Origin of the sequence: Diaphorobacter sp. HDW4B (genome assembly GCF_011305535.1) — a bacterium.
GTDB lineage: Bacteria > Pseudomonadota > Gammaproteobacteria > Burkholderiales > Burkholderiaceae_C > Diaphorobacter_A.
Window position 1 is genome coordinate 3,337,939 of sequence record NZ_CP049905.1, and the last position, 20,971, is coordinate 3,358,909.

A 20,971-nucleotide genomic window follows, 5' to 3' on the forward strand; every position below is an offset into this window, starting at 1 on the left:
AAAGACTATACCGAAGCGGCAAGCGGGCCTGTTTCAAGGCCCGCCGCAAATGGCGGAAAGTGTGAACTAGGTGTCAGACTTTGGGCTTGGCTTGCCGCTGTGGAGGTTGCGTTGGTTGATCTTCGCGCAGCCAGTGCTTGGCGAGATCGGCGTTGCCGACGTTCAGGCGCACGGTGTCGGGTGCGTCGTTGTTGCTGGCTGCACCGGACTTTTGCAATGGAAGTTGCAGCGGCAGCTTGAGCAACCGGCGGTCGCGCGAGACGATGGCCGTCACGCGCTTGGCGGATGCGCCTGCGTAGAGCGCCAGATCGTCGAGCTTGCCCATGCGCCAGGCTTCGCCATCGGCCAGTTCGATGCCCAGCCATTCGTCGCCGGACATGAAGCCCGCCTGTTCGGCCAGCCCGCCGCTCAGCACGACCTTGACGTTCACGCCAGAGCCGCTTTCCTGCACGCGCAGACCAAGGCGCTGCGCGGTGGCGGTGGTGTCGGCCTGCAGCTCGATGCCGTGGCTGGCGAGCAGTTCCTTGAGCGGCAATTCTTCCGTGCTGTGCACCCAGCGTTGCAGCTCGGCAGACCAGTCCTTGCCCGAGAGCTTTTGCAGCACGGCGAGCACGTCGTCCTGCGACATCGGGCCGCCCTTGGTGCGTTGCCACAGCCCGCGCATCACGTCGTCCAACGTTGTCTTGCCATGTTGGCGCAATGCGAGGTCAAGACACAGCGCGACCAGCGAGCCCTTGGTGTAGTAGCTCACCGTGGAGTTGGGCGTGTTCTCGTCCTGGCGGTAGTACTTCACCCAGGCGTCGAAGCTGGCTTCGGCCACGGACTGCACCTGACGGCCCGGCGTCTGCTGCACCTGGTTGATGGTCTTGGTGATCAGGCGCAGATAGGTGGCGTGGTCGATCAGGCCCGCACGGCGCAGAAGCAGGTCGTCGTAGTAGCTGGTGAAGCCTTCGAAGAACCACAGCAGCTCAGTGTAATTTTCCTGGTTGTAGTCGTAGCGCGCGAACTCGGCGGGACGCATGCGCTTGACGTTCCAGGTGTGGAAATACTCGTGGCTGATCAGGCCGAGCAGCGTGTTGTAGCCTTCGGGCGCGGCCTTTTCGCCGATGCGCGGCAGGTCGCGGCGGCCGCAGATCAGCGCGGTGCTGGTCTTGTGTTCGAGGCCGCCGTAGCCGTCATCGACCACGTTGAGCATGAACAGGTAGTGCGAGTGCACGGCCTTGCCGTTGTCGCCGTGCCAGAAGCGGATTTCCGTCTCGCAGATGCGCTTGGTGTCCGCCAACAGACGCTCGCCGTCGAACGAGGCCGCAGCGCCCGCGACCACGATACGATGCGGCACGCCGCAGGCGGTGAACTTGGCGCTCCAGAACTTGCCGAGTTTGACCGGGCAGTCCACGAGTTCATCGTAGTTGGTGGCGATATAGGTGCCAAAGCCTGCGCGGTTCACATTGACAGGTGTGAGCGACGTGGCGGCTTGCCAGCCCTTGATGCGCGTGGGCGGCGCGATGTCGATGCCGTGCGGCTTGTCTTCCAGACCGACGGCGCGCAGGCAGACGCTGGTGCCGTTGAAGAAACCGCGCGAAGCATCGAGCCACGCGGTGCGAACCGAGTGGTCGTAGGCGGCGACTTGATAGGTCAGCGTGAGCGGCTTGTTTTTGGCGCACTGGGCGATCCAGCGGTGCTTGTCGAGTTGTTGCAGTGCGATGGGCTTGCCGTTCTGCTGCGCCGCGAGCTGCTGCAGATTCTTGGAGAACTCGCGCACCAGGTAGCTGCCGGGAATCCACACGGGCAGCGCCAGTTCCTGATCTTCGGCGGGCCGGGTAACGACCATCGTCACGTTGAACAGATGAGTGTGCGGGTCGGTGGGCTCCACGCGGTAGAAGACGGCGGGCGTGGCGGTGGCAAGGGATGAGGTCATCTTGTCTTTCTTGTGGGTTCGCGTGAGGACTGCGTTGGTGCAACAACTATATGCGGACGGACCCTGAAAAGGAAAAGGCCGGGGCTGTTCGCGCCCGGCCTTTGCTGGTGGTGTGGGTCAGGCACGCTTTGTGGCCGTGCCTGTCATCCTCACTTGGAGGAAATGACGGTCGCGAGGCGCTTTTCCACTTCCTGTGCGCTGATCGCGCCCGGCACGCGCGTGCCGTCCTGGAAGATGATGGTCGGCGTGCCGGTGATCTTGTGCTTGCGGCCCAGCGCCAGATTGCGTTGGATGGCCGCGGTGTCGCAGCTTGCGGCAGGCGTGACCTTCTCGCGCAGCATGTGGTCTTCCCATTCCTTCACGCGGTCCTTGGCGCACCAGATGTTGCGGCTTTTCTCGGCCGAATCGGGGCTCAGGATGGGGTAGAGGAACATGTAGACCGTGATGTTGTCCACGTTCTGCAGGTCCTTTTCAAAGCGCTTGCAGTAACCGCAGTTCGGATCTTCGAACACGGCGATCTTGCGCTTGCCATTGCCGCGCACGATGGTGAAGGCGTCGGCCAGCGGCAGCGCATCGAAGCTGACGGCGGTGAGCTTGTTGATGCGGTCTTCCGTCAGGTTGCGGCGCGCCTTGGTGTCGATGAGTTCGCCCTGAATGAGGTAGTTGCCCGCCGCGTCGGTGTAGAACACGTCGGTGCCCATGCGCACTTCGTACAGACCCTTCATCGGCGTGGCCGAGATTTCCTCGATGTTCTGCAGTTGAGGAATGCGCTCGGTCAGCGCCTTGCGGATGACCGCCTCCTGTGCAAAAGCGCTCGTGCCCATGGCGAATGCGGCGCCTGCCAGCAAGGTAGTGACTAGTTTCATGGTGTTCTTTCTCACTGTGTTCACTTTTCTCATCCACTCAAAGGTTCATCATCCAATTCAACGCATCGCAGCCAACGGGCTTCATCAGCGCTTGCCTGACGGCGGCTGCAGCCCCATGGCCTGACGGGCGACCCATTCCTTGATCGGGCCGCTCATCTCGAATCCTCTCATGCCCCAGTTGCGCAGCGCCTGCAAGGGGGATTCCTTGCGCGCAAACAATTGTTGCAGCGCGTCCATCGTCGCGCCCAGCGGCAGCAGCGCGGACTTGCGTTCGCGCTCGTATTGCCGAAGCAGCTTCACATCGCCCACGCTGCGCCAGCTCTGGCGCTCGCCAAGAATGCGCGCCAGCGCCGACACGTCGCCAATGCCGATGTTCAGGCCTTGGCCGGCCAGCGGATGCACCGTGTGCGCCGCGTCGCCCGCCAGAGTCCACCATTGATTCGTTGTTCCCGGCATGGTTCCGCACCAGCGTTTGGCTTGTGCCTGCTGCAGCGGCCACGATGCACGTGGCGCGATCAGCGTGAGCGCGCCAAGGCTGCTTTCGCTGATTTCCTGTAGTTTTTGCACGAAAGCTGCGTCGTCGCAGGCCAGCCATTGCTGAACCTGTTCCTGCGGGATAGACCAGACAACCGCCACGGAGTTCCCTTGTTCGCCTTCAAGCGGCAAAAACGCCAGGATGCTGCCGTCCGCAGTGAACCACTGGCGCGCGATCTGGCTGTGTCCGCGTTCGCAGGACAGGCGCGTGGCGATCGCCGTCTGGCCGTAGGGCGTCACGTTGAACTCCACGCCGAACTCCGCGCGGCTCTTGCTCGCCCGGCCTTCGCACACCACCGTGAGCGGCGCCTGAACCGGCTCGCGCACGACATCCACCAGCGGCTGAAAACGCGTGGCGTCCGCCAGACGGCGCTCCAGCGCAGGCACATCCACGATCCACGCCATGGCCTCTGCCTGCTGGCTGTTCGCGTCGAACGTGACCGAGCCGCCCTGATCGCCATGCACCTGCATCTGCAGCACGGCGGTGGCGTGTTCCGGGTCGGGCCAACTGCGCACCGATTCGAGAATCTCGCGCGTCGCCACATTCATGGCATACGCCCGCACGTCGGAATGCGAGGGCGCGTGCGAGCCCGCCGAATCGACCAGAGCGACCGAAAGCCGCTCCCGAGCCAACAGCAACGCCAAGGTGCGGCCCACAATGCCGGCACCGCGGATACATACGTCAAAAGATTGCGCCATACGGGAATTGTAGGAGGCGCGGCAGCTCGCTGGCCCGAGAGTGCAGAATCCCCGTCTCGCGGGTGCGCCGACCGGCATACCCAGCATCACGCCAGCGGAGTTGAATTCCATGAGTTTCGAGTCTGATCAATACGATCTGGCAGGCCGCATTCACAGCCTGTTCATCCACCCCATCAAGTCCTGCGCGGGCATCGCCGTGCAGCAGGCGCTGCTCACCGCGAGCGGCCTGCAATGGGACCGCCACTGGATGGTGACTGACATGGACGGCGCGCTGCGCACCCAGCGCGAACTGCCGCGCATGGTGCTGATCCAGCCCGCATTCGATGGCGATGCGCTCGTGCTGACCGCGCCCGGCATGCCCGAGTTGCGCCTGTCCACCGCCGTGCCAAGCGCGTCAGGCAACGCAACCCGCGCCCGCGTCTGGAGCGACACCGTCTCCGCCCTCGACATGGGCGACGAAGCCGCACGCTGGTTCAGCCAATACCTCGAAGTGCCCAGCCGCCTCGTGCGCTTCAACCCCGACTACCGCCGCATCGTCGATCCCGACTGGACCGGCGACGTCGAAGCCATCACCCAGTTCGCGGACGGATTCCCGATGTTGGTCACCAGCACCGGCTCCATCGACGAGCTGAACCAGCGCCTGAGCCAAGCGGGTGAGGACAACGTGGACGTGCGCCGTTTCCGCCCCAACATCGTTCTGGACGGCATCGAATCGCACGACGAAGACCGCATCGACTCGCTCTTCATCGACGCGGGCGGCGAAGTCGTGGAGCTGAAAATGGCCAAACCCTGCTCCCGCTGCCCCATGCCCGACGTGAACCCGGACAACGCCGCCGTCGGCACGCAGGTCAACGGCATGCTGCGCCAGTACCGCGCCGACCCGCGCATGGACGGCGCGCTCACCTTCGGCATGAACGCGATCACGCTGGCAGGCGAGGGACTGGTGCTCAAGGTCGGGCAGGCGATTGGCGGAAATCTGAGCTTCGACTGAGCTTGCGCCGAGGACTCGGGGGGCGCAGCCGAACGACTGCAGTTACCCGCACTTGGAGGTCATTCATCACAAGCCGGTAAAATGGCGGGTTTGTCCTGCCGAATCTCGAATCTCATTTCATTCGGCCCACCCGATTCCCGGAATTACCAGAAAGCCCTGCCATGAGCCTCAAATGCGGCATCGTGGGTTTGCCCAATGTCGGCAAGTCCACACTCTTCAACGCCCTCACGAAGGCCGGCATTGCCGCCGAAAATTATCCCTTCTGCACGATCGAGCCCAACACCGGCGTCGTGGAAGTGCCTGATCCGCGCCTGAAGGATCTGTCTGCCATCGTCGAGCCCGAGCGCGTCGTTCCCGCCATCGTCGAATTCGTGGACATCGCTGGTCTCGTGGCTGGCGCGTCCAAGGGCGAAGGTCTGGGCAACCAGTTCCTCGCGCACATCCGCGAAACCGATGCCATCGTCAACGTCGTGCGTTGCTTCGAAGATCCGAACGTGATCCACGTGGCCAACAAGGTTGACCCGATCGCCGACATCGAAGTCATCCAGACCGAACTGTGCCTGGCCGATCTGGCCACCGTCGAGAAGGCGATCAACCGCTACAGCAAGGCTGCCAAGTCGGGCAACGACAAGGAAGCCGCCAAGCTGGTGTCGCTGCTCACGCCGATCCAGGCCGCCCTCGACCAAGGCAAGCCCGCCCGCTCCGTGCCGGTGAGCAAGGAAGATGCGCCGCTGCTCAAGTCGTTCTGCCTGATCACTGCCAAGCCAGCGATGTTCGTCGGCAACGTGAGTGAAGACGGTTTCGAGAACAACCCGCTGCTCGACCAGCTCAAGGCCTATGCCGACGCGCAGGGCGCACCAGTGGTCGCCATCTGCGCCAAGATCGAAGCCGAGATGTCCGAAATGGGCGACGACGACCGCGACATGTTCCTGCAGGAAATGGGCTTGGAAGAACCCGGCCTGAACCGCCTGATCCGCGCGGGCTTCAGCCTGCTGGGTCTGCAGACCTACTTCACCGCCGGCGTGAAGGAAGTGCGCGCCTGGACCATCCACGTGGGCGACACCGCACCCCAGGCCGCTGGCGTGATCCACGGCGACTTCGAGCGAGGCTTCATCCGTGCACAGACCATCGCGTTCGACGACTTCATCCAGTTCAAGGGTGAGCAAGGCGCGAAGGACGCGGGCAAGATGCGCGCCGAAGGCAAGGAATACATCGTCAAGGATGGCGATGTGATGAACTTCCTGTTCAACGTGTAAACAGGTTCGCGCTCATCGACGCCAGCACAGGCCCGCAAGGGTTTGTGCTGGCGTTTTGTTTTGTGCGGACAGGGGCAAAACGGCTATTCTGGCGGTTTTCAAAATGTGGAGACTTCCCAACATGAAGCCGCAAATTCGACGCTCTGCCATCGCACTGAGCATCACTTGGGGACTTGCATCGCTGATGACCTTGGCGCATGCGGATACCCTGAAAAAGCCTGCGCTCGACGCCATTGCTGCGCAGTCCGCGCAAGCGCCGAAGAGCTTTGCGCAGTTTCTGCAGAACGCGGCCAAGCAGGACGCGAGTGTGGCGAGTGCGGTCAAGAACTACACGGATGGCAAGGCGTTGCAGGGGGATGATCTGACCAACATCGCGCGACTGCTGGGGCTGTACACGCGGCTGACGCAGGAGGGCAAGATTCTCGCGAGCATCGAGAAGATGGTGGCGTTGCCGACGGTGCGCGATGCCAAGATTGCGCCGCATGAGAACAAGGCGATCATCGAGTTCGGGCAACTGGTCGAGCAGATGGCCAAGGACTTCGGGCTGCAGTATCGCAACGTGGACAACCGGATTTTCGAGGTGACGCTGCCGGGTTCGTCGGGCGAGGAGTTCGGCATTCTCACGCACTCCGATGTGGTGCCGGTGGTGCCTGCGGAATGGGTGATCGATGGCAAGCAGATCGATCCGTTCAAGGTCACGCGCGTGGGCGACAAGCTCTATGGTCGCGGAACGATCGACGACAAGGGTTCAATCGCGACGGTGCTGTATGCGATGCAGGCGGTGAAGGAATCGAAACTGCCCTTGCAGCGCGGTATTCGCCTGATGATCGAGACCACCGAAGAAACCGGTGGCGACGCGATGAAGTATTACCGCGAGAAGACCAAGCTGCCCGAGTACAACATCGTGCTCGACAGCAAGTACCCAGCGGTGGTGGCGGAAAAGGGCACGGGCGCGATCAAGGCGTTCTTTGCGGAGGTGAAGACCGATGCGCAGCAACCGGCGATCACGGCAATGAACGGGGCGGCCTCGTCCAACGCGATTGCGCAGACTGCGACGGCGAGCATCGAAGCCGGTGATGCGGCAGCGCTCGCGGCAGTCGCGCAGAAGCTGCAGAGCGCGAAGGATGGCTTTGTGGCGGCGCATCAATCAAGCGGCAAGTTCAGCATCGACATCACGCCTTCCGCCAACAGAATCGACATCAAGGTGACGGGCGCATCGGCCCACGGTTCGCGTCCTGAAGAGGGGGTGAATCCCGTTCCGCGCCTGACCTTGTTCCTGCAGCAGACGCTGTTTGCGCAGGGCGATGCGAAGCCGCTGGTGCCGACCAATCAGTACACCGAGGCTGCGCGATATGTGAACAGCGTGTTCGGTCTCGACTACTTCGGCAATGCGCTCAAGCTGGCGTATGCGGATGATTTCATGGGGCCGCTGACCATCTCGCCCAACTTCATCAAGCCCGCGAACGGCCAGCTGGAAGTCACGGCGAATGCGCGCATGCCGCGTGGCAAGTCGCCCGAGCAGTTGAAGACCGAGGTGGAAAAGGGCATTGCGGGTTGGAGCGCTTCTGCCAACGTGCCGGTGAAGATCGACTACACGCAGGGCAACTGGATGGCGCGCGATCCCAAGGGCGCGTGGCTCTCGACCTTGCTGAATATCTTTGGCGATACCACCGGTCTTGAAGCCAAGCCCGTGCCGACCGCAGGCAGCACCACGGCCAAGCTGATGCCGAACGCGATCAACTTCGGTCCTGCGATGCCGGGCAAGAAATACACGGCGCACAACGCGCTGGAGTATCAGGAGCTGCCCGATCTGCGCAACGACATGCAGATGTTCACCGAGATGCTGGTGCGCATCGGCAATCTGCAGCAGATGCAGTGAGCGTTGATTTGATCTGACGAGAAACGGCCCGCGCGGCAAGCACTGCGCGGGCCGTTTGCGTTATGTGATGCCGAGCCTTCAGAACTCGACGCTGGCCGAAATCCAGAGCCTGCGGCCTTCCTGCATGTTGTTGTACAGGTTGGTATAGGTCTTGGTTCCGGTCGCGTTGTTGTAGCTTGCGTAGCGCAGGAAGTCCTTGTCGAACAGGTTGTAGATGGCTGCGTTGATGCTGACCTGCTTGTTCACGCGGTAGCTGCCGCCGATGTGGAACTGCGTGTAGGCGCGGTAGTCGCCGACGGCGGCGCGGGCCACGGCATCGTCGCGATGACGGTCACTGCGGTATTCGGCGCGGGCCCAGGTGCTGAGCTGCGGCGAGACCTTCCAGTCGAGCTTGGCGTTGAGCATGTGCTTGGGCGTGTTGTAGAGCGGGTTGCCTGCGCTGGCGCCGCTTTTTTGCACGCTGCGCGTGAACGTGTAGTTGGTCGATGCGCTGATGGCGGTGGTGATCGGGAAGCGGCCGCTCAGCTCGAAGCCTTTGGTTTCGGCGCGGTCCACGTTGACGGTCTGGCCGTAGGTGTCCACCGAGGGCCAGTTGCCGTAGTCCACGCAGCCGGGGCGGTTGGGTTGCGCGGACCAACTGCAGTTGAGCAGCCCCGGGCCATCGGCGATCTTGTCCTTGAACTTGTTGAGGAACAGCGTGCCGCCGAAGGTGGAGCCGCGTTGGTTGTCGTAGTTGGTGCCGAGCTCGAACGAGGTGCTGGTCTCGGGCTTGAGCGTGGGGGTGCCGATGGTCGGGCGCGTGCCCTGGCCGGTGAAGCCGGTGATGCCGTTGGCGAGTTGGTCCAGACGCGGCGTCTTGAAGCCCTTGCTCACGCCGCCTTTGACGATCCATTGCTCGGTGGCGTTCCAGACCGCATAGGCGCGCGGGCTGAAGTTGCCGCCGAAGCGGTTGTGGTGGTCGTAGCGCGCGCCGAGTGTCAGCGTGGTGCTGGGCAGGATCTGCCATTCGTCCTCGCCGAACAGTGCCCATTGCTTGTGCGTGTAGGGCGCGGGCGCGACGCCGTCGATCATCTTGGCATCCCAGAACTGCGCGCCCACCGATGCGAGGTGGCTGTTGCCGATGGCGGTGATGTACTTGGCGTCGTAGATGGTGTTGGTCGCATCGAGATGGCGCGCGCTGCCGGGTTGCTTGCCGGGCGTGCCGTTGGGAATGGTGCGGCCCAGCGTTTCGGTTTCGTTGCGGGTGATGGCGGTTTCGAGTCGGCCACCGCCGAGCTGCGCGTTGTAGGCGAGCACGGCCTGGTCGCGGTTGAAGCGCATCTCCGGCATGTAGCCTTGCACGCCCAGAGTGCCGAGCTGGCCCTTGCGGTTGTCGTAGGTCTGGCGCGAGGTGTCCAGATCAAGGTACAGCTCATGGCCCTTGGAGGGCAGCAGCGTGAGGCGCGTGCCGAGCGTGTGGATGTCCGATTTCACCGGGCTTGGACCACGTGTGCTGATGATGGCGGTGCCGGCATCGCCCGTGGGTTCCAGCGCCGATGCTTCGCGGTGGAAGGTGCTGGCGCGCACGGTCAGGCCGAGCATGTCTTTCTTGATCGGGCCGCTCAGGTAGACGTTCGCGCCGTAGTTGTCACCGCGGTCGCTGTCGCCTTGCAGTGTGCCGTTCACGCTGGCCGAGCCGGTCCATTCGTTGCCGACCTTGCGCGTGATGATGTTGATGACGCCGCCCATGGCGTCCGAGCCATACAGCGTGGACATCGGACCGCGGATGACTTCGATGCGTTCGATGGCGGAGACGGGCGGCAGAAAACTGGTGGAGGTTTCGCCAAAGCCGTTGGGCGTGACGTTGCCTGCTGCGTTCTGGCGACGGCCATCGACGAGCACCAGCGTGTAGTCGCTGGGCATGCCGCGAATGCTGATGTTCATGCCGCCGGTCTTGCCTGCGGTGTCGCCCACGTCCACGCCTTCCACATCGGCGAGGGCTTCGGCCAGGCTGGTCGAGCGCTTGGATTCCAGCTCCTCGCGCTTGATCACCGTGATGCTGGCGGGTGCCTGCTTGAGTTCCTGCTCGAAGCCCGTGGCCGAGACCACGACTTCGCTCAGTGTGGCGGGCGGAGTCTGTGCGGATGCGGCGCTGGCGGCGCAGACTGCAGCCAGCGCGAGCGTCAGGGGAAGAGGGCGTGGGCGGGACGAGCAAGCGCCACGCGATGCGCGAGAGGACATCGAAAACACTCCAGAGAGATGGACAAAGAAACGGTGCAGTCCTGTCGAGCGCTCTGAAAGATGTTGGTTATGCGATGAGGATGCGGACTAGATGGATACGCAGTGTATCGACAATAAGAATGATTTGTATTCGATGATTTTTGAGATGAAACGTTGACAGAATCCAGTGCAGTGAACTAGTGCGCATGGTGCACGCGCCTGCCGAATCGCCTTGCAAGCCGCTTGAATGGGCGAAAGTGACTCGTCAATCTGGGTGATTGGTTGCTGCGCAATGAGCGCTCGAAATGCACGCGGATGGCGTGCAATGCCGCACTGCTTGCGGTGCTATCTGTATCTATATGTTCACATTCCCTGCCTGCTGCCGGAGATTGGCGGCGCGCATGGCTTGTCCCTCTATCGACACGACAGGCATGTGATAATTTTCCGAGCCCCTGGCAATCACGCCGGTGCGAACCCATTCCACTCCTTGAACAAAACGACAGACCCTCATCACTTTGTGCAGGCCGATCTGGTGGCCGTGCTGGTCGCCGTCACCGGCGGGCAGCCGCGCATTCTCACCACGCAAGACGGGCGCACCTTGCCTGCGGGGCCGTTCACGGCAGGGCATAGATCGCTGCAAGCGAGTCTGCGCGAATGGGTGGAAAGCCAGACGCATCATCCGCTGGGTTATGTCGAGCAGCTCTATACCTTTCCCGACCGCGACCGCTCCGACGCCTTGGGCATGCGCGCCATTTCCATCAGCTATCTGGGGCTCACGCGCGAGGTGGATGATGAAGGCGCTGCGCAGCCCGGCTGGCATGACTGGTATCGCTTTTTCCCATGGGAAGACGGTCGCGAAGGCGAGCCTGTGATCGTCAGCAAACTGATCCTGCCGCGCCTGCGCGAATGGGCGCGCAGCGCGGGCGATGCTGCGCTCAAGAAGCAGCGCACGCAGCGCGTGGCGGTGATGTTCGGGCTGGACGACAACGAGTGGAATGAAGAGCTGGTGCTGCAGCGCTACGAGCTGCTGTTCGAAGCCGGTCTGGTGGATGAGTCGCAGCGCTACGGCATCCATTCCCCTTCCGCGCGCGACGACATGTTGCCTGGTGCGAGCATGGGCCACGACCACCGCCGCATTCTCGCCACCGGCATGGCGCGCCTGCGCGCGAAGATCAAATACCGACCCGTGGTGTTCGAGCTGATGCCGCCCGAATTTTCGCTGCTGCAGTTGCAGCAGACTGTCGAAGCCTTGGCGGGGCGCGGCCTGCACAAGCAGAATTTCCGTCGGCAGATCGAGCAGCAGGCGCTGGTCGAAGAAACCGGGCAGATCGCTGCAGGCACGGCGGGGCGGCCCGCCAAGCTGTTCAGGTTCCGCCGGAATGTGATTCTCGAGCGGGCCATGTCGGGCAACAAATTGCCGCTGGCGCGCGGTTGATCGACAGCTGGTTCAGCGGCGTTTCGATGCATTGAACGCAATGCAGTGGCTCGGAACTTTCATGAGTCGAGGCTCGCATGAAAGCAGCTTGACCACCTAAGATCAACGGACGCTTTTCTTCCCACGTCCATGCTCGATCTGCAACTGCTTTCCTTGTTCGCACTGGCCTTCTTCACCGCCGTGCTGATCCCCGGCCCCAATGTGGCGCTGGCCGTGACGCAGTCGATCAAATATGGCTTGAAACGTGCGATTCCCGGTGCCTGGGGTTTTGGCTTGGCCACAGGCATTCATGCCGCCACGGTGTTTGCGGGTGTGGGCGTGTTCATCAACGAGCATCCCATCGTGTTGACTGCCTTGCGTTGGTTTGGCGTGGCCTACATCCTGCATCTGGCCTACGGAGCCTTGACGGATCTTGTCGATGAGAATGCGAGCGAGGGCAGAGCAGTCAGTTCGATGCGGATTTTCAGCAGCTCGTTGCTCGCGTCGCTCACCAGTCCCAAGGGGTGGTTGGTGAGCATTCTGATCTACCCAAGCTTCATCCAGCCGCAACTGCCCTATTGGCCGCAGACCATCGCGGTGATCGCGGTGGCCGTGCTCATTTCGCTGGCCACTTACGGCGGCTATATGATGGCTGCGGATCGCGCGCAGACCCTGTTTCGCAACCAGCAGCAGCTCCATCGCGTAGCCGGCTGTCTGTACGTTCTGGTCGCGGTGGGGCTGCTGCTTTCGATCTTCAATGTGATCTGATCGAGGCCGGGCTCAGCGGCGTTTGAACGAGCGCACAGCAGTCACCAGCAAGCCCACGATACCGACCGCTACGCACGTACATTGCAGCGTATCCACCGACACCTTGCCCGCAAACGGATTTCCAGGAACGAACGGCGAAAACGGCTGCATGTCGAAGTGCATGAAGCTGTCGATGGCGATGTGCGAGTACGCACCCAGCGCCGCGCCGATCAGCACTTGCCGCATCGACAAACCTTGCCAGTCGAACAGGTTGGGCAAGCGAATGCGGCCCGCCGACCAGCGCAATCCCGCAAACACCGCAGCGATGAACGCGACCACGATGCTTGCGCCCACGTAGGTGTGGAAGAACGCGTGCACCGGCTCGAAGCCGTAGGTGAAGTGGATGAACGATTCCAGGTCGATGAGCACGTTGGCCGAGAAGAAGGCCAGAAAGCTCACATGACGCGGCGCGCCCGCGTGCAGCGCTGCGCCGGGGCCGAAGTGAAATGGGGTGATGGGCATGGCGGCGATGCGGTGCAGTGATCAGCGGTTCTGCTCGGGGCTGTAGTACAGCGTGGTGCCGCATTGGCCGCAGTGGTGCTCGCGGGTGAAGGAGCCCTGCATCAGGTTCTTGGTGTGGATCTTGGGCGACTTGCATTGAAAGCAAGTCACGCCGCGTTCGGTCACGTGGGCCGGATGGTCCTTGGCGTACTTCGTGTAGTTGTTGGTGGCGTAGTGCTCGATGCGCTTCTGGATGGAGTGCGCTTGCCCTAGAAAGCCAATGCTGAAGAGTGGCAGAACCAGCGCGAAGAACCTGTCGTTGCCTTTGAGTTCGAAGAGGCCCGCATATGCGCCTGCCAAGATCAGCGCGATGCCGATGCACTGCTGAATGCGGACGTTGATCATCTGAGACTTGTAATGCTCCATTTTTTCCTTCTTGCGCGTCTGAAATAATTTGTTGCAATTATCGTTTTGCGACTCCTGTGAGGACGCTCCAAAGTGTTCCGCTTGCCGGAAACGGACTGCGCTGCTGAATGTTTGTCTGGATCGCCGTGCGCGCACTTCGTAGTTGTCATTTCCGAGGTGCCGAAAGGGGCGGATGGTTTCGCCTCTTGACGACACTTATGCTCATGATTAGCATAAGTGCTCTGCGCATTTGCGCTCCATTTTTTTGATCACATATACTCAAAATGAGCATTAAAGAGACTGCCGCCTTGCCCATCCCTTCGCTGCCAGACGTCATGCTGGAACCCTTGGTGCGCATGGCTTTGTTGGAAGACCTGGGGCGTGCGGGCGATCTGACGACCGACACCATCGTGCCTGCGGATGCGCAGTCGGAGCTGCGTCTGGTGGCGCGCCAGGACGGGGTGCTGGCGGGTCTGGATCTGGCGCGTCTGGCGTTCACGCTGATGGACCCGCGTCTGCAGTTCGAGGTGAGCTGCGGCGATGGAACCTTGCTCCAACCGGGCACCGAGATTGCGCGCATTCGCGGCTCGGGCCGCGCGATTCTGAGTGGTGAGCGCGTGGCGCTGAACTATCTGTGCCATTTGAGCGGCGTGGCCACGGCCACGCATTCGATTGCCGAGGCGATTGCGGGTTACGGTGCGCGCGTGACCTGCACGCGCAAGACCATGCCGGGGCTGCGTGCGCTGCAGAAATACGCGGTGCGCGTGGGCGGCGGCAGCAACCATCGCTTCGGTCTGGATGACGCAGTGCTCATCAAGGACAACCACATTGCGTTGGCCGGTGGCGTGGAAACCGCCGTCAAGCGTGCGCGTGCGGGCGTTGGTCACATGGTGAAGATCGAGCTGGAAGTGGACACGCTCGCGCAGCTGGAAACCGCGCTGGCATTGGGCGTGGACGTGGTGCTGCTCGACAACATGAGCCTCGACGATTTGCGCACGGCCGTGGGCATGTGCAAGGGCCGCGCGATCACCGAAGCGTCGGGCCGCATCACGCCCGAGACCGCACCCGCCGTGGCGGCCACGGGGGTCGATCAGATCGCGGTGGGCTGGATCACGCACAGCACGCGCGTGCTCGACATCGGGCTCGACGCGTGAGCTGCTGAGTCATTCGAAAGTGTGTAGTTGAGAAGGAGGAGGTCGCCATGTTGAACCGGCGTTTCTCGTGGATGGTGCTGGCGCTGATTGCCGCCGTGCTGGTCGCTGGCGTCTGGCTGTCGCGTACCGGCAAGGCGGCGGTGCGTTTCGACAGGCCGATCACCATCGTCGTGACCTTTCCTGCGGGCGGTGGCACGGACCTGCTGGCACGCCGCCTGGGTGCGGCCCTGCAGGAGCGACTTGGGCAGACCGTGGTGGTGGAAAACCGGCCCGGAGCCAGCGGCAACATCGGCGCGCGCTATGTGGCCGATGCGGTGGCGGATGGTTCCACGTTGCTGATGGTGAACAGTTCTTTCGCCATCAATCCGGGCGTGTACCAGCATCTTGATTTCGATCCGCGCAAGGATTTCCGTGCGGTGGTGAATGCGGGCACGATCGCGTCAGTGCTGGTGGTGCCGCAGGCCAGCAGCTACCAGTCGCTTGCGGCGTTGCTGGCCGATCTCAAGGGGCAGGCGCATGCGCCGTTGCCGTTCGCATCGTGCGGCAATGGAACGCCTCAGCATTTGGCGGGCGAGATGCTGGCGCGTGCCGTGCACGTGGCGCTGCAGCATGTGCCGTACAAGGGCTGCGGTCCGGCGATCACCGATGTGGCAGCGGGACAGGTGCCGCTTGGCATGGTCACGGCCAGCAGTGCGGCTCAGATGATCGAAGCGGGGCGCGTGCGCGCGATTGCCGTCACCTCGGCCCAGCGCTTGCCGCAGATGCCCGATGTACCGACTGTTGCGGAGCAAGGTGCGCCGGGCTTTGAAGCACAGCAGTGGCATGGCTTGCTGGCACCTGCGGCGACGCCGGACGCGGTGGTCGAGCATCTGCACGAGGTGCTGATGAGCATCCTCGACGAACCCGCCACGCAGCAGGCGCTCAAGGCCCAGGGCTATGTGCCGCAGCGGCAGACCACGCAGCAGTTCGGCAAGCTGATCCTCGCCGACATGGACCGCTATGCCGAGTTGAGTCACGCGCTGGGATTGCGGGTGGATTGAGCTTCACGGCGGTGTCACCGCAAATGGAGATAATGCCTCGCCATGGAAAACAGGATGGGCAGGCATGAAGTCGGTGACCGGATGGAAATGGATGGGCAAGGCGATACAGGCCAGCGTGCTGGCTGCGCCGTGCGCGCTTGGCGTGACCGCTGCTTATGCCGCACGCCCGATGATCACCGACGACGCGCGCGTGGTCGATCCCAAGGCCTGCCAAGTCGAGAGCTGGGCGCGGCGCAACCAGAACGGCACGAACGAGTTCTGGGCGCAGCCCGCGTGCAATTTCACCGGCAATCTGGAAGTGACCGTGGGCGGTGCCCTCACGCGTGAGAACAATGGTGGACCGACCCACCACTCCGCGCAGGTGCTGCAGGGCAAGACGCTGTTCAAGCCGCTCGAAGCCAATGGTTGGGGTTACGGCCTGGCCGTGGGCACGGTGCGCGATCCGCGCTCGGGCAGCGGCGGCGGTCGCAGTTGGTACAGCTATGTGCCTACGAGTTTTTCGTTTGCGGATGACCGCTTTGTGCTGCACACCAATCTGGGTTGGCAACGTGATCAGGGCACACGCAGAAACCATGTGACCTGGGGGCTGGGCAGCGAAACGCAGCTCACCGAGCGCGCGTATCTGATCGCCGAGACCTTCGGCGCGGGCGACGGCAAGCCGCATTACCAGATGGGCGTGCGCTACTGGATCATTCCGAATCGTGTGCAGGTCGACACGACCTATGGCAACCGCTTTGGCGGCGGGGGCGAGCGCTGGATTTCGGTGGGGCTTCGATTGCTGTCTCCAGCTTTCCTGCCCTGAAAAAATGCCTCAGCCGATGTGCGCTGGCACCAGATGCAGCAGCGCAGTGGTCATCACCAGATAACGGAAAAATTTTCCGATGGCCATGTAGCCCACGCAGGGCCAGAACGGCAGGCGCATCCAGCCTGCGACGGCGCACAGCGGATCGCCGACGACCGGCAGCCAGCTCAGCAGACAGGTCTTGGCGCCGAACTTGCGCAGCCACACGCGCGCGCGACGTTCGGTGCGGGTGAGTTCACGCGGTTTCTTTTGTCCGAGTTCCGGGTGTCCGTCCAGCCGACGTTTGCGTGCGGCGTCCCAGGCCTTGTGCGCGCCCAAGCCCATCCACCAACTGACCATGCCGCCCAGCGTGTTGCCTGCGGTGGCGACCAACACGGCGGGCCAGAACAGCTCGGGATTGAGCTTGATGAGCCCGAACACGGCGGGCTCCGAGCCCAGCGGCAGCAGCGTGGCCGAAACGAACGAGACGATGAAAACCGTGCTCAGCCCGAATTGGGGCAGCGCGAGCCATTCCAGCAGTTGATGCAGCCATGCTTCCATAGGGCCGCAAGTGTAGGGCCATCGGGTGTTTGCCTCTGTCGGAGGGGAGGAACAGTTTGCGGGTTTCGTCAAGCGGGTGCCGCACCATCCGTGTTGGCCTTGTCGGTATTCTCTTTTGCCTAATTTTTGGGCAGGTATAATCGCGCCTCTTTTCCTGCGCTTTGCCGCATTTTTAAGCACCTCTCCCTATGCCTTCCCTGCACATTGGTCATATTCCATTGGCGAACAACCTGTTTGTTGCGCCCATGGCGGGTGTGACCGACCGGCCTTTCCGCCAGTTGTGCAAGGCGCTTGGCGCGGGGTATGCGGTCAGCGAAATGGTGACATCGCGCAAGGATCTCTGGAACAGTCTCAAGACTTCGCGCCGTGCCAATCACGAGGGCGAACCCGGTCCGATCTCGGTGCAGATCGCGGGAACCGATGCCGAGATGATGGCGGAAGCGGCGGTCTACAACATCGACCGCGGCGCGCAGATCATCGACATCAACATGGGCTGCCCGGCCAAGAAGGTCTGCAACAAGTGGGCCGGATCGGCGCTGATGCAGAACGAGAAGCTGGCGGTGGAAATCGCGCAGGCGGTGGTGGAAGCTGCCGCTCCGCGCAATGTGCCGGTCACGCTCAAGATGCGCACCGGCTGGTGCAACGAGCAAAAGAATGCGGTGGTTCTGGCGCGTGCGTTCGAGGACGTCGGCATTCAGATGCTGACCGTGCACGGCCGCACACGCGAGCAGGGCTACAAGGGCTTTGCGGAGTACGACACGATTGCCGCCGTGAAGAACGCGGTGCGCGTGCCGGTCGTCGCCAACGGTGATGTGAACAGCCCGGAGAAGGCGCGCGACGTGCTCGCCTACACCGGAGCCGACGCGATCATGGTGGGCCGCGCGGCGCAGGGCCGTCCGTGGATCTTCCGCGAGATCGGTCACTTCCTCGAAACCGGCGAGCACCTTGCTGCGCCGCTCGTTGCCGAGGTGCGCCGTCTGCTGCTCGACCATCTGCAGGACCACTACCAGCTCTACGGTGAGCTGACCGGCGTGCGCAGCGCGCGCAAGCACATCGCCTGGTATGTGCGCGCTCTGCCCGGCGGCGAAGACTTGAGAAAACATATCAACACTTTGGATGACTGCGCGGCGCAATGGCGTGCGGTGGCCGACTATTTCGATGCGCTGGGCGCCGAGATGGACCGACTGCCGCGCGTTGAAATTGCGCAATCAAATGAAGCAGCATTGGATTTGAGGGAATCGACCCATGAGCAAGAACAACATTGAAGAGAGCGTGCGCGAGAGCCTGCAGAGCTATTTCCGCGACCTCGACGGCGAGTCGCCCGACGGCGTGTACGACATGGTCATTCGACTGGTCGAGAAGCCGCTTCTCGAAGTCGTGATGACGCAGGCCAACGAGAACCAGTCGCGCGCGGCCGAATGGCTGGGCCTGAACCGCAACACGCTTCGCAAGAAGCTGGTGGAACACAAGCTGCTTTGAACCAACTCCAGGACCCCGGCCCACCGCCGGGGTCCGTCGTTGCAGCGAAGGCGCTGCGCGGCACCCGATTACTTGAACTCCCACTTTTCCGTGAAGACAAAATGAAAGCACTGATTTCCGTCTCCGACAAAACCGGCATCGTCGAATTCGCGCAAGCGCTGCACAAGCTCGGCGTGAAGCTGCTGTCCACTGGCGGCACCGCCAAGCTGCTGGCCGAAAAGGGCCTGCCCGTGACCGAAGTGGCCGAAGTCACCCAGTTCCCGGAAATGCTCGACGGTCGCGTGAAGACGCTGCACCCCAAGGTCCACGGCGGCTTGCTGGCACGCCGCGATTTCCCCGAGCACATGGCGGCTCTGAAGGAACACGGCATCGAAACCATCGACCTGCTGGTGGTGAACCTCTATCCGTTTGAAGCCACCGTCGCCAAGCCCGGCTGCACGCTGGCCGACGCGATCGAGAACATCGACATCGGTGGTCCCGCCATGGTGCGCTCGGCCGCCAAGAACTGGAAGGACGTGGGTGTGATCACCGCTGCCGACCAGTACGACGCCGTGATCGGCGAACTGACCGCATCGGGCAAACTGTCCAACAAGCTGCGTTTCGAGCTGTCGGTGGCCGCGTTCAACCGCATCTCGCAATACGACGGCGCGATCAGCGACTACCTGTCGTCGGTGAAGTTCGAAGATGAAAAGCTGTCCGAAGAATACGTGCCCGAGCGCGCTGCATTCCCCGGCCAGGCCAACAGCCAGTTCATCAAGATCCAGGACCTGCGCTACGGTGAAAACAGCCACCAGCAAGCCGCCTGGTACCGCGATCTGTACCCCGCTCCTGGTTCGCTCGCCACCGGCGTGCAACTGCAGGGCAAGGAACTCTCGTACAACAACATCGCCGACGCCGATGCCGCATGGGAATGCGTCAAGAGCTTCGAAGCGCCTGCCTGCGTGATCATCAAGCACGCCAACCCCTGCGGCGTGGCCGTGGGCAAGGACGCGCACGAAGCCTATGCCAAGGCTTTCCAGACCGATCCGACCAGCGCGTTCGGCGGCATCATCGCCTTCAACCGTCCCGTGGACAAGGCCGCTGCCGAAGCCGTCTCCAAGCAGTTCGTCGAAGTGCTGATGGCCCCTGAATTCAGCGCCGAAGCGCTCGACATCTTCAAGGCCAAGGTCAACGTGCGCCTGATGCAGATCGCACTGCCCAAGGGCGGCAAGACCGATTGGGAAAACGGCCGCAACGCCGTCGAATCCAAGCGCGTGGGCTCCGGCATCCTGCTGCAATCGGCCGACAACCACGAGTTGGCGCTGGCCGATCTGAAGGTCGTGACCGTCAAGCAACCTACACCTGAAGAACTGCAGGATCTGCTGTTTGCATGGAAGGTCGCGAAGTTCGTGAAGTCCAACGCCATCGTGTTCTGCAAGAACGGCATGACCATGGGCGTGGGCGCAGGTCAGATGTCGCGTCTTGATTCCGCACGCATTGCCTCGATCAAGGCCGAAGCGGCCAAGCTCAGCCTGCAGAACACGGTCGTGGCGAGCGATGCCTTCTTCCCGTTCCGCGACGGTCTGGACGTGGTGGTCGATGCGGGCGCAACCTGCGTGGCACAGCCCGGCGGTTCGATGCGCGATCAGGAAGTGATCGACGCTGCCAACGAACGCGGCGTGGCCATGGTGTTCACCGGCGTGCGTCACTTCCGCCACTGATCTGCGGCTGAACCGAGACGTGTCGCAAGACAACAATCCTCGTCCCTACGAGGAAGACGAAGCGCCCGACCGACCCAAGTGGATCGGCTGGGTGATCGTGATTTTCATGGCGATGGTGGCGTTCGGCGTGGCCAACGTGGGCTGGCTCATCATGCGGCCCGACCCCGTTGAAAACAAGCAGGATGCCGCCCTGCAGTCACGCCCCGAACTGCTCGCGGGCAAGGACCTCGTGAAGGGCTCCGACTGCATGCGCTGCCATGGTTTCGAGCGCAGCTACGTCGGCCCGACCTTCGCCGACATCGGCCAGCGCCACGCAGCGCGTGCCGACGGCGCGCAATACATCGCAGGCAAGATCCGCGAAGGCGGCGCAGGCGAATGGGGCCGCAACATCATGCCGCGCCATCCGGACATCACCGAGCAGCAGGCGCTGCAAATGGCTACGTGGATTCTCGCGCTGCCAGCCAACGCATCGGACAACAATCGCTGAGGCGTGTTAGGATTCGCGCGTCTTGCGGGGGCACAAGCTCATGCAGGACACGCGTTTGCAGGTGTCCACACAAGTGGGTGAAACGGGAACAAGGTCGATCGATCAACGGTTGAACATGCCTTGGCTGCCCCCGCAACGGTAATTGGATGACAGCATTTCATGCAGGCTCGCGATTCAGCGAAGACTGCTGCCACTGGTGGTTTTGTGTTCCGGATTTTGTCTGGGGCGTTTCCATCGGGAAGGTGAGATGCGGATGTGCTTTTCGATGAAGCACATCGTCCATGAGCCCGGAGACCGGCCTGCAGACATTCCGGTGCCACGGCACTGAAACCATGACTGTCTGCGGGGTGTGGACGGCCT

Annotated in this window: 19 protein-coding genes and 1 riboswitch; of the genes, 12 read left to right on the plus strand and 7 right to left on the minus strand. The window is 62.6% G+C overall.

Annotation, left to right across the window (positions count from 1 at the left end):
• Positions 1 to 73 precede the first annotated feature (73 nt).
• The 3 genes from G7048_RS15225 to G7048_RS15235 form a co-directional block, all read right to left on the minus strand.
• Positions 74 to 1,918: a M61 family metallopeptidase gene (locus G7048_RS15225; protein ID WP_166068947.1), complete on the minus strand. Its 1,845-nt coding sequence runs from the start codon at positions 1,916 to 1,918 to the stop codon at positions 74 to 76.
• A 149-nt stretch (positions 1,919 to 2,067) separates the two neighbouring features.
• Positions 2,068 to 2,784: a DsbC family protein gene (locus G7048_RS15230; RefSeq protein ID WP_166068948.1), complete on the minus strand. Its 717-nt coding sequence runs from the start codon at positions 2,782 to 2,784 to the stop codon at positions 2,068 to 2,070.
• A gap of 84 nt (positions 2,785 to 2,868) precedes the next feature.
• A complete protein-coding gene (locus G7048_RS15235) occupies positions 2,869 to 4,017 on the minus strand; it encodes an FAD-dependent monooxygenase (RefSeq protein ID WP_166068949.1) in 1,149 nt (382 codons plus the stop codon).
• A 109-nt stretch (positions 4,018 to 4,126) separates the two neighbouring features.
• Between G7048_RS15235 and G7048_RS15240 the strand changes: the two genes are divergently transcribed.
• The 3 genes from G7048_RS15240 to G7048_RS15250 all read left to right on the plus strand — a co-directional run bounded on the left by G7048_RS15240 (position 4,127) and on the right by G7048_RS15250 (position 8,143).
• Positions 4,127 to 5,008, plus strand: a complete 882-nt coding sequence (locus G7048_RS15240) for an MOSC domain-containing protein (protein ID WP_166068951.1) — start codon at positions 4,127 to 4,129, stop codon at positions 5,006 to 5,008.
• Positions 5,009 to 5,169: 161 nt separating this feature from the next.
• Positions 5,170 to 6,264: a redox-regulated ATPase YchF gene (gene ychF / locus G7048_RS15245; protein WP_166068952.1), complete on the plus strand. Its 1,095-nt coding sequence runs from the start codon at positions 5,170 to 5,172 to the stop codon at positions 6,262 to 6,264.
• Between the two features lie 121 nt (positions 6,265 to 6,385).
• Positions 6,386 to 8,143: a dipeptidase gene (locus tag G7048_RS15250; protein ID WP_166068953.1), complete on the plus strand. Its 1,758-nt coding sequence runs from the start codon at positions 6,386 to 6,388 to the stop codon at positions 8,141 to 8,143.
• A gap of 78 nt (positions 8,144 to 8,221) precedes the next feature.
• Here G7048_RS15250 and G7048_RS15255 read toward each other — a convergent pair whose 3' ends face one another.
• A complete protein-coding gene (locus G7048_RS15255) occupies positions 8,222 to 10,363 on the minus strand; it encodes a TonB-dependent receptor domain-containing protein (protein ID WP_166068954.1) in 2,142 nt (713 codons plus the stop codon).
• A gap of 466 nt (positions 10,364 to 10,829) precedes the next feature.
• On the opposite strand from G7048_RS15255, the gene G7048_RS15260 reads away from it, so the two are divergent.
• Together G7048_RS15260 and G7048_RS15265 are read left to right on the plus strand one after the other, a co-directional pair.
• On the plus strand, positions 10,830 to 11,777 hold the full coding sequence (locus tag G7048_RS15260) for a hypothetical protein (protein ID WP_166068955.1): 948 nt from the start codon (positions 10,830 to 10,832) through the stop codon (positions 11,775 to 11,777).
• 129 nt (positions 11,778 to 11,906) lie between these two features.
• Complete coding sequence (locus tag G7048_RS15265) at positions 11,907 to 12,524, plus strand: LysE family translocator (protein ID WP_166068956.1); 618 nt, start codon at positions 11,907 to 11,909, stop codon at positions 12,522 to 12,524.
• A 12-nt stretch (positions 12,525 to 12,536) separates the two neighbouring features.
• Here G7048_RS15265 and G7048_RS15270 read toward each other — a convergent pair whose 3' ends face one another.
• Entirely contained in the window at positions 12,537 to 13,025 is a 489-nt protein-coding gene (locus G7048_RS15270) for a hypothetical protein (RefSeq protein WP_166068957.1), read from the minus strand.
• 21 nt (positions 13,026 to 13,046) lie between these two features.
• Positions 13,047 to 13,430 carry a hypothetical protein gene (locus tag G7048_RS15275; protein ID WP_166068958.1) on the minus strand — a complete coding sequence of 128 codons (384 nt, stop codon included), beginning with the start codon at positions 13,428 to 13,430 and terminating at the stop codon, positions 13,047 to 13,049.
• A gap of 263 nt (positions 13,431 to 13,693) precedes the next feature.
• Here G7048_RS15275 and nadC point away from each other — a divergent pair, with 263 nt between their 5' ends.
• From nadC to G7048_RS15290, 3 genes are all read left to right on the plus strand, one after another.
• Positions 13,694 to 14,563, plus strand: coding sequence for a carboxylating nicotinate-nucleotide diphosphorylase (gene nadC / locus G7048_RS15280; protein WP_166068959.1), 870 nt, complete (start codon positions 13,694 to 13,696; stop codon positions 14,561 to 14,563).
• 47 nt (positions 14,564 to 14,610) lie between these two features.
• Positions 14,611 to 15,603: a tripartite tricarboxylate transporter substrate binding protein gene (locus G7048_RS15285; protein WP_166068960.1), complete on the plus strand. Its 993-nt coding sequence runs from the start codon at positions 14,611 to 14,613 to the stop codon at positions 15,601 to 15,603.
• Positions 15,604 to 15,667: 64 nt separating this feature from the next.
• Positions 15,668 to 16,405, plus strand: a complete 738-nt coding sequence (locus G7048_RS15290) for a hypothetical protein (RefSeq protein ID WP_371747545.1) — start codon at positions 15,668 to 15,670, stop codon at positions 16,403 to 16,405.
• Positions 16,406 to 16,414: 9 nt separating this feature from the next.
• Here G7048_RS15290 and G7048_RS15295 read toward each other — a convergent pair whose 3' ends face one another.
• On the minus strand, positions 16,415 to 16,933 hold the full coding sequence (locus tag G7048_RS15295) for a YqaA family protein (protein WP_166070995.1): 519 nt from the start codon (positions 16,931 to 16,933) through the stop codon (positions 16,415 to 16,417).
• Positions 16,934 to 17,133: 200 nt separating this feature from the next.
• Here G7048_RS15295 and dusB point away from each other — a divergent pair, with 200 nt between their 5' ends.
• The 4 genes from dusB (at position 17,134) to G7048_RS15315 (ending at position 20,611) form a co-directional block, all read left to right on the plus strand.
• Complete coding sequence (gene dusB, locus G7048_RS15300; protein WP_166068961.1) at positions 17,134 to 18,210, plus strand: tRNA dihydrouridine synthase DusB; 1,077 nt, start codon at positions 17,134 to 17,136, stop codon at positions 18,208 to 18,210.
• Positions 18,191 to 18,424 carry a Fis family transcriptional regulator gene (locus G7048_RS15305; protein ID WP_166068962.1) on the plus strand — a complete coding sequence of 78 codons (234 nt, stop codon included), beginning with the start codon at positions 18,191 to 18,193 and terminating at the stop codon, positions 18,422 to 18,424. The genes dusB and G7048_RS15305 overlap by 20 nt, the downstream gene beginning before the upstream one ends.
• 101 nt (positions 18,425 to 18,525) lie before the next feature.
• Positions 18,526 to 20,124, plus strand: coding sequence for a bifunctional phosphoribosylaminoimidazolecarboxamide formyltransferase/IMP cyclohydrolase (purH, locus tag G7048_RS15310; RefSeq protein ID WP_166068963.1), 1,599 nt, complete (start codon positions 18,526 to 18,528; stop codon positions 20,122 to 20,124).
• 19 nt (positions 20,125 to 20,143) lie between these two features.
• On the plus strand, positions 20,144 to 20,611 hold the full coding sequence (locus G7048_RS15315; protein ID WP_240932993.1) for a c-type cytochrome: 468 nt from the start codon (positions 20,144 to 20,146) through the stop codon (positions 20,609 to 20,611).
• Between the two features lie 42 nt (positions 20,612 to 20,653).
• Positions 20,654 to 20,929, plus strand: a riboswitch (cobalamin riboswitch).
• The last annotated feature ends 42 nt before the right edge of the window (positions 20,930 to 20,971 follow it).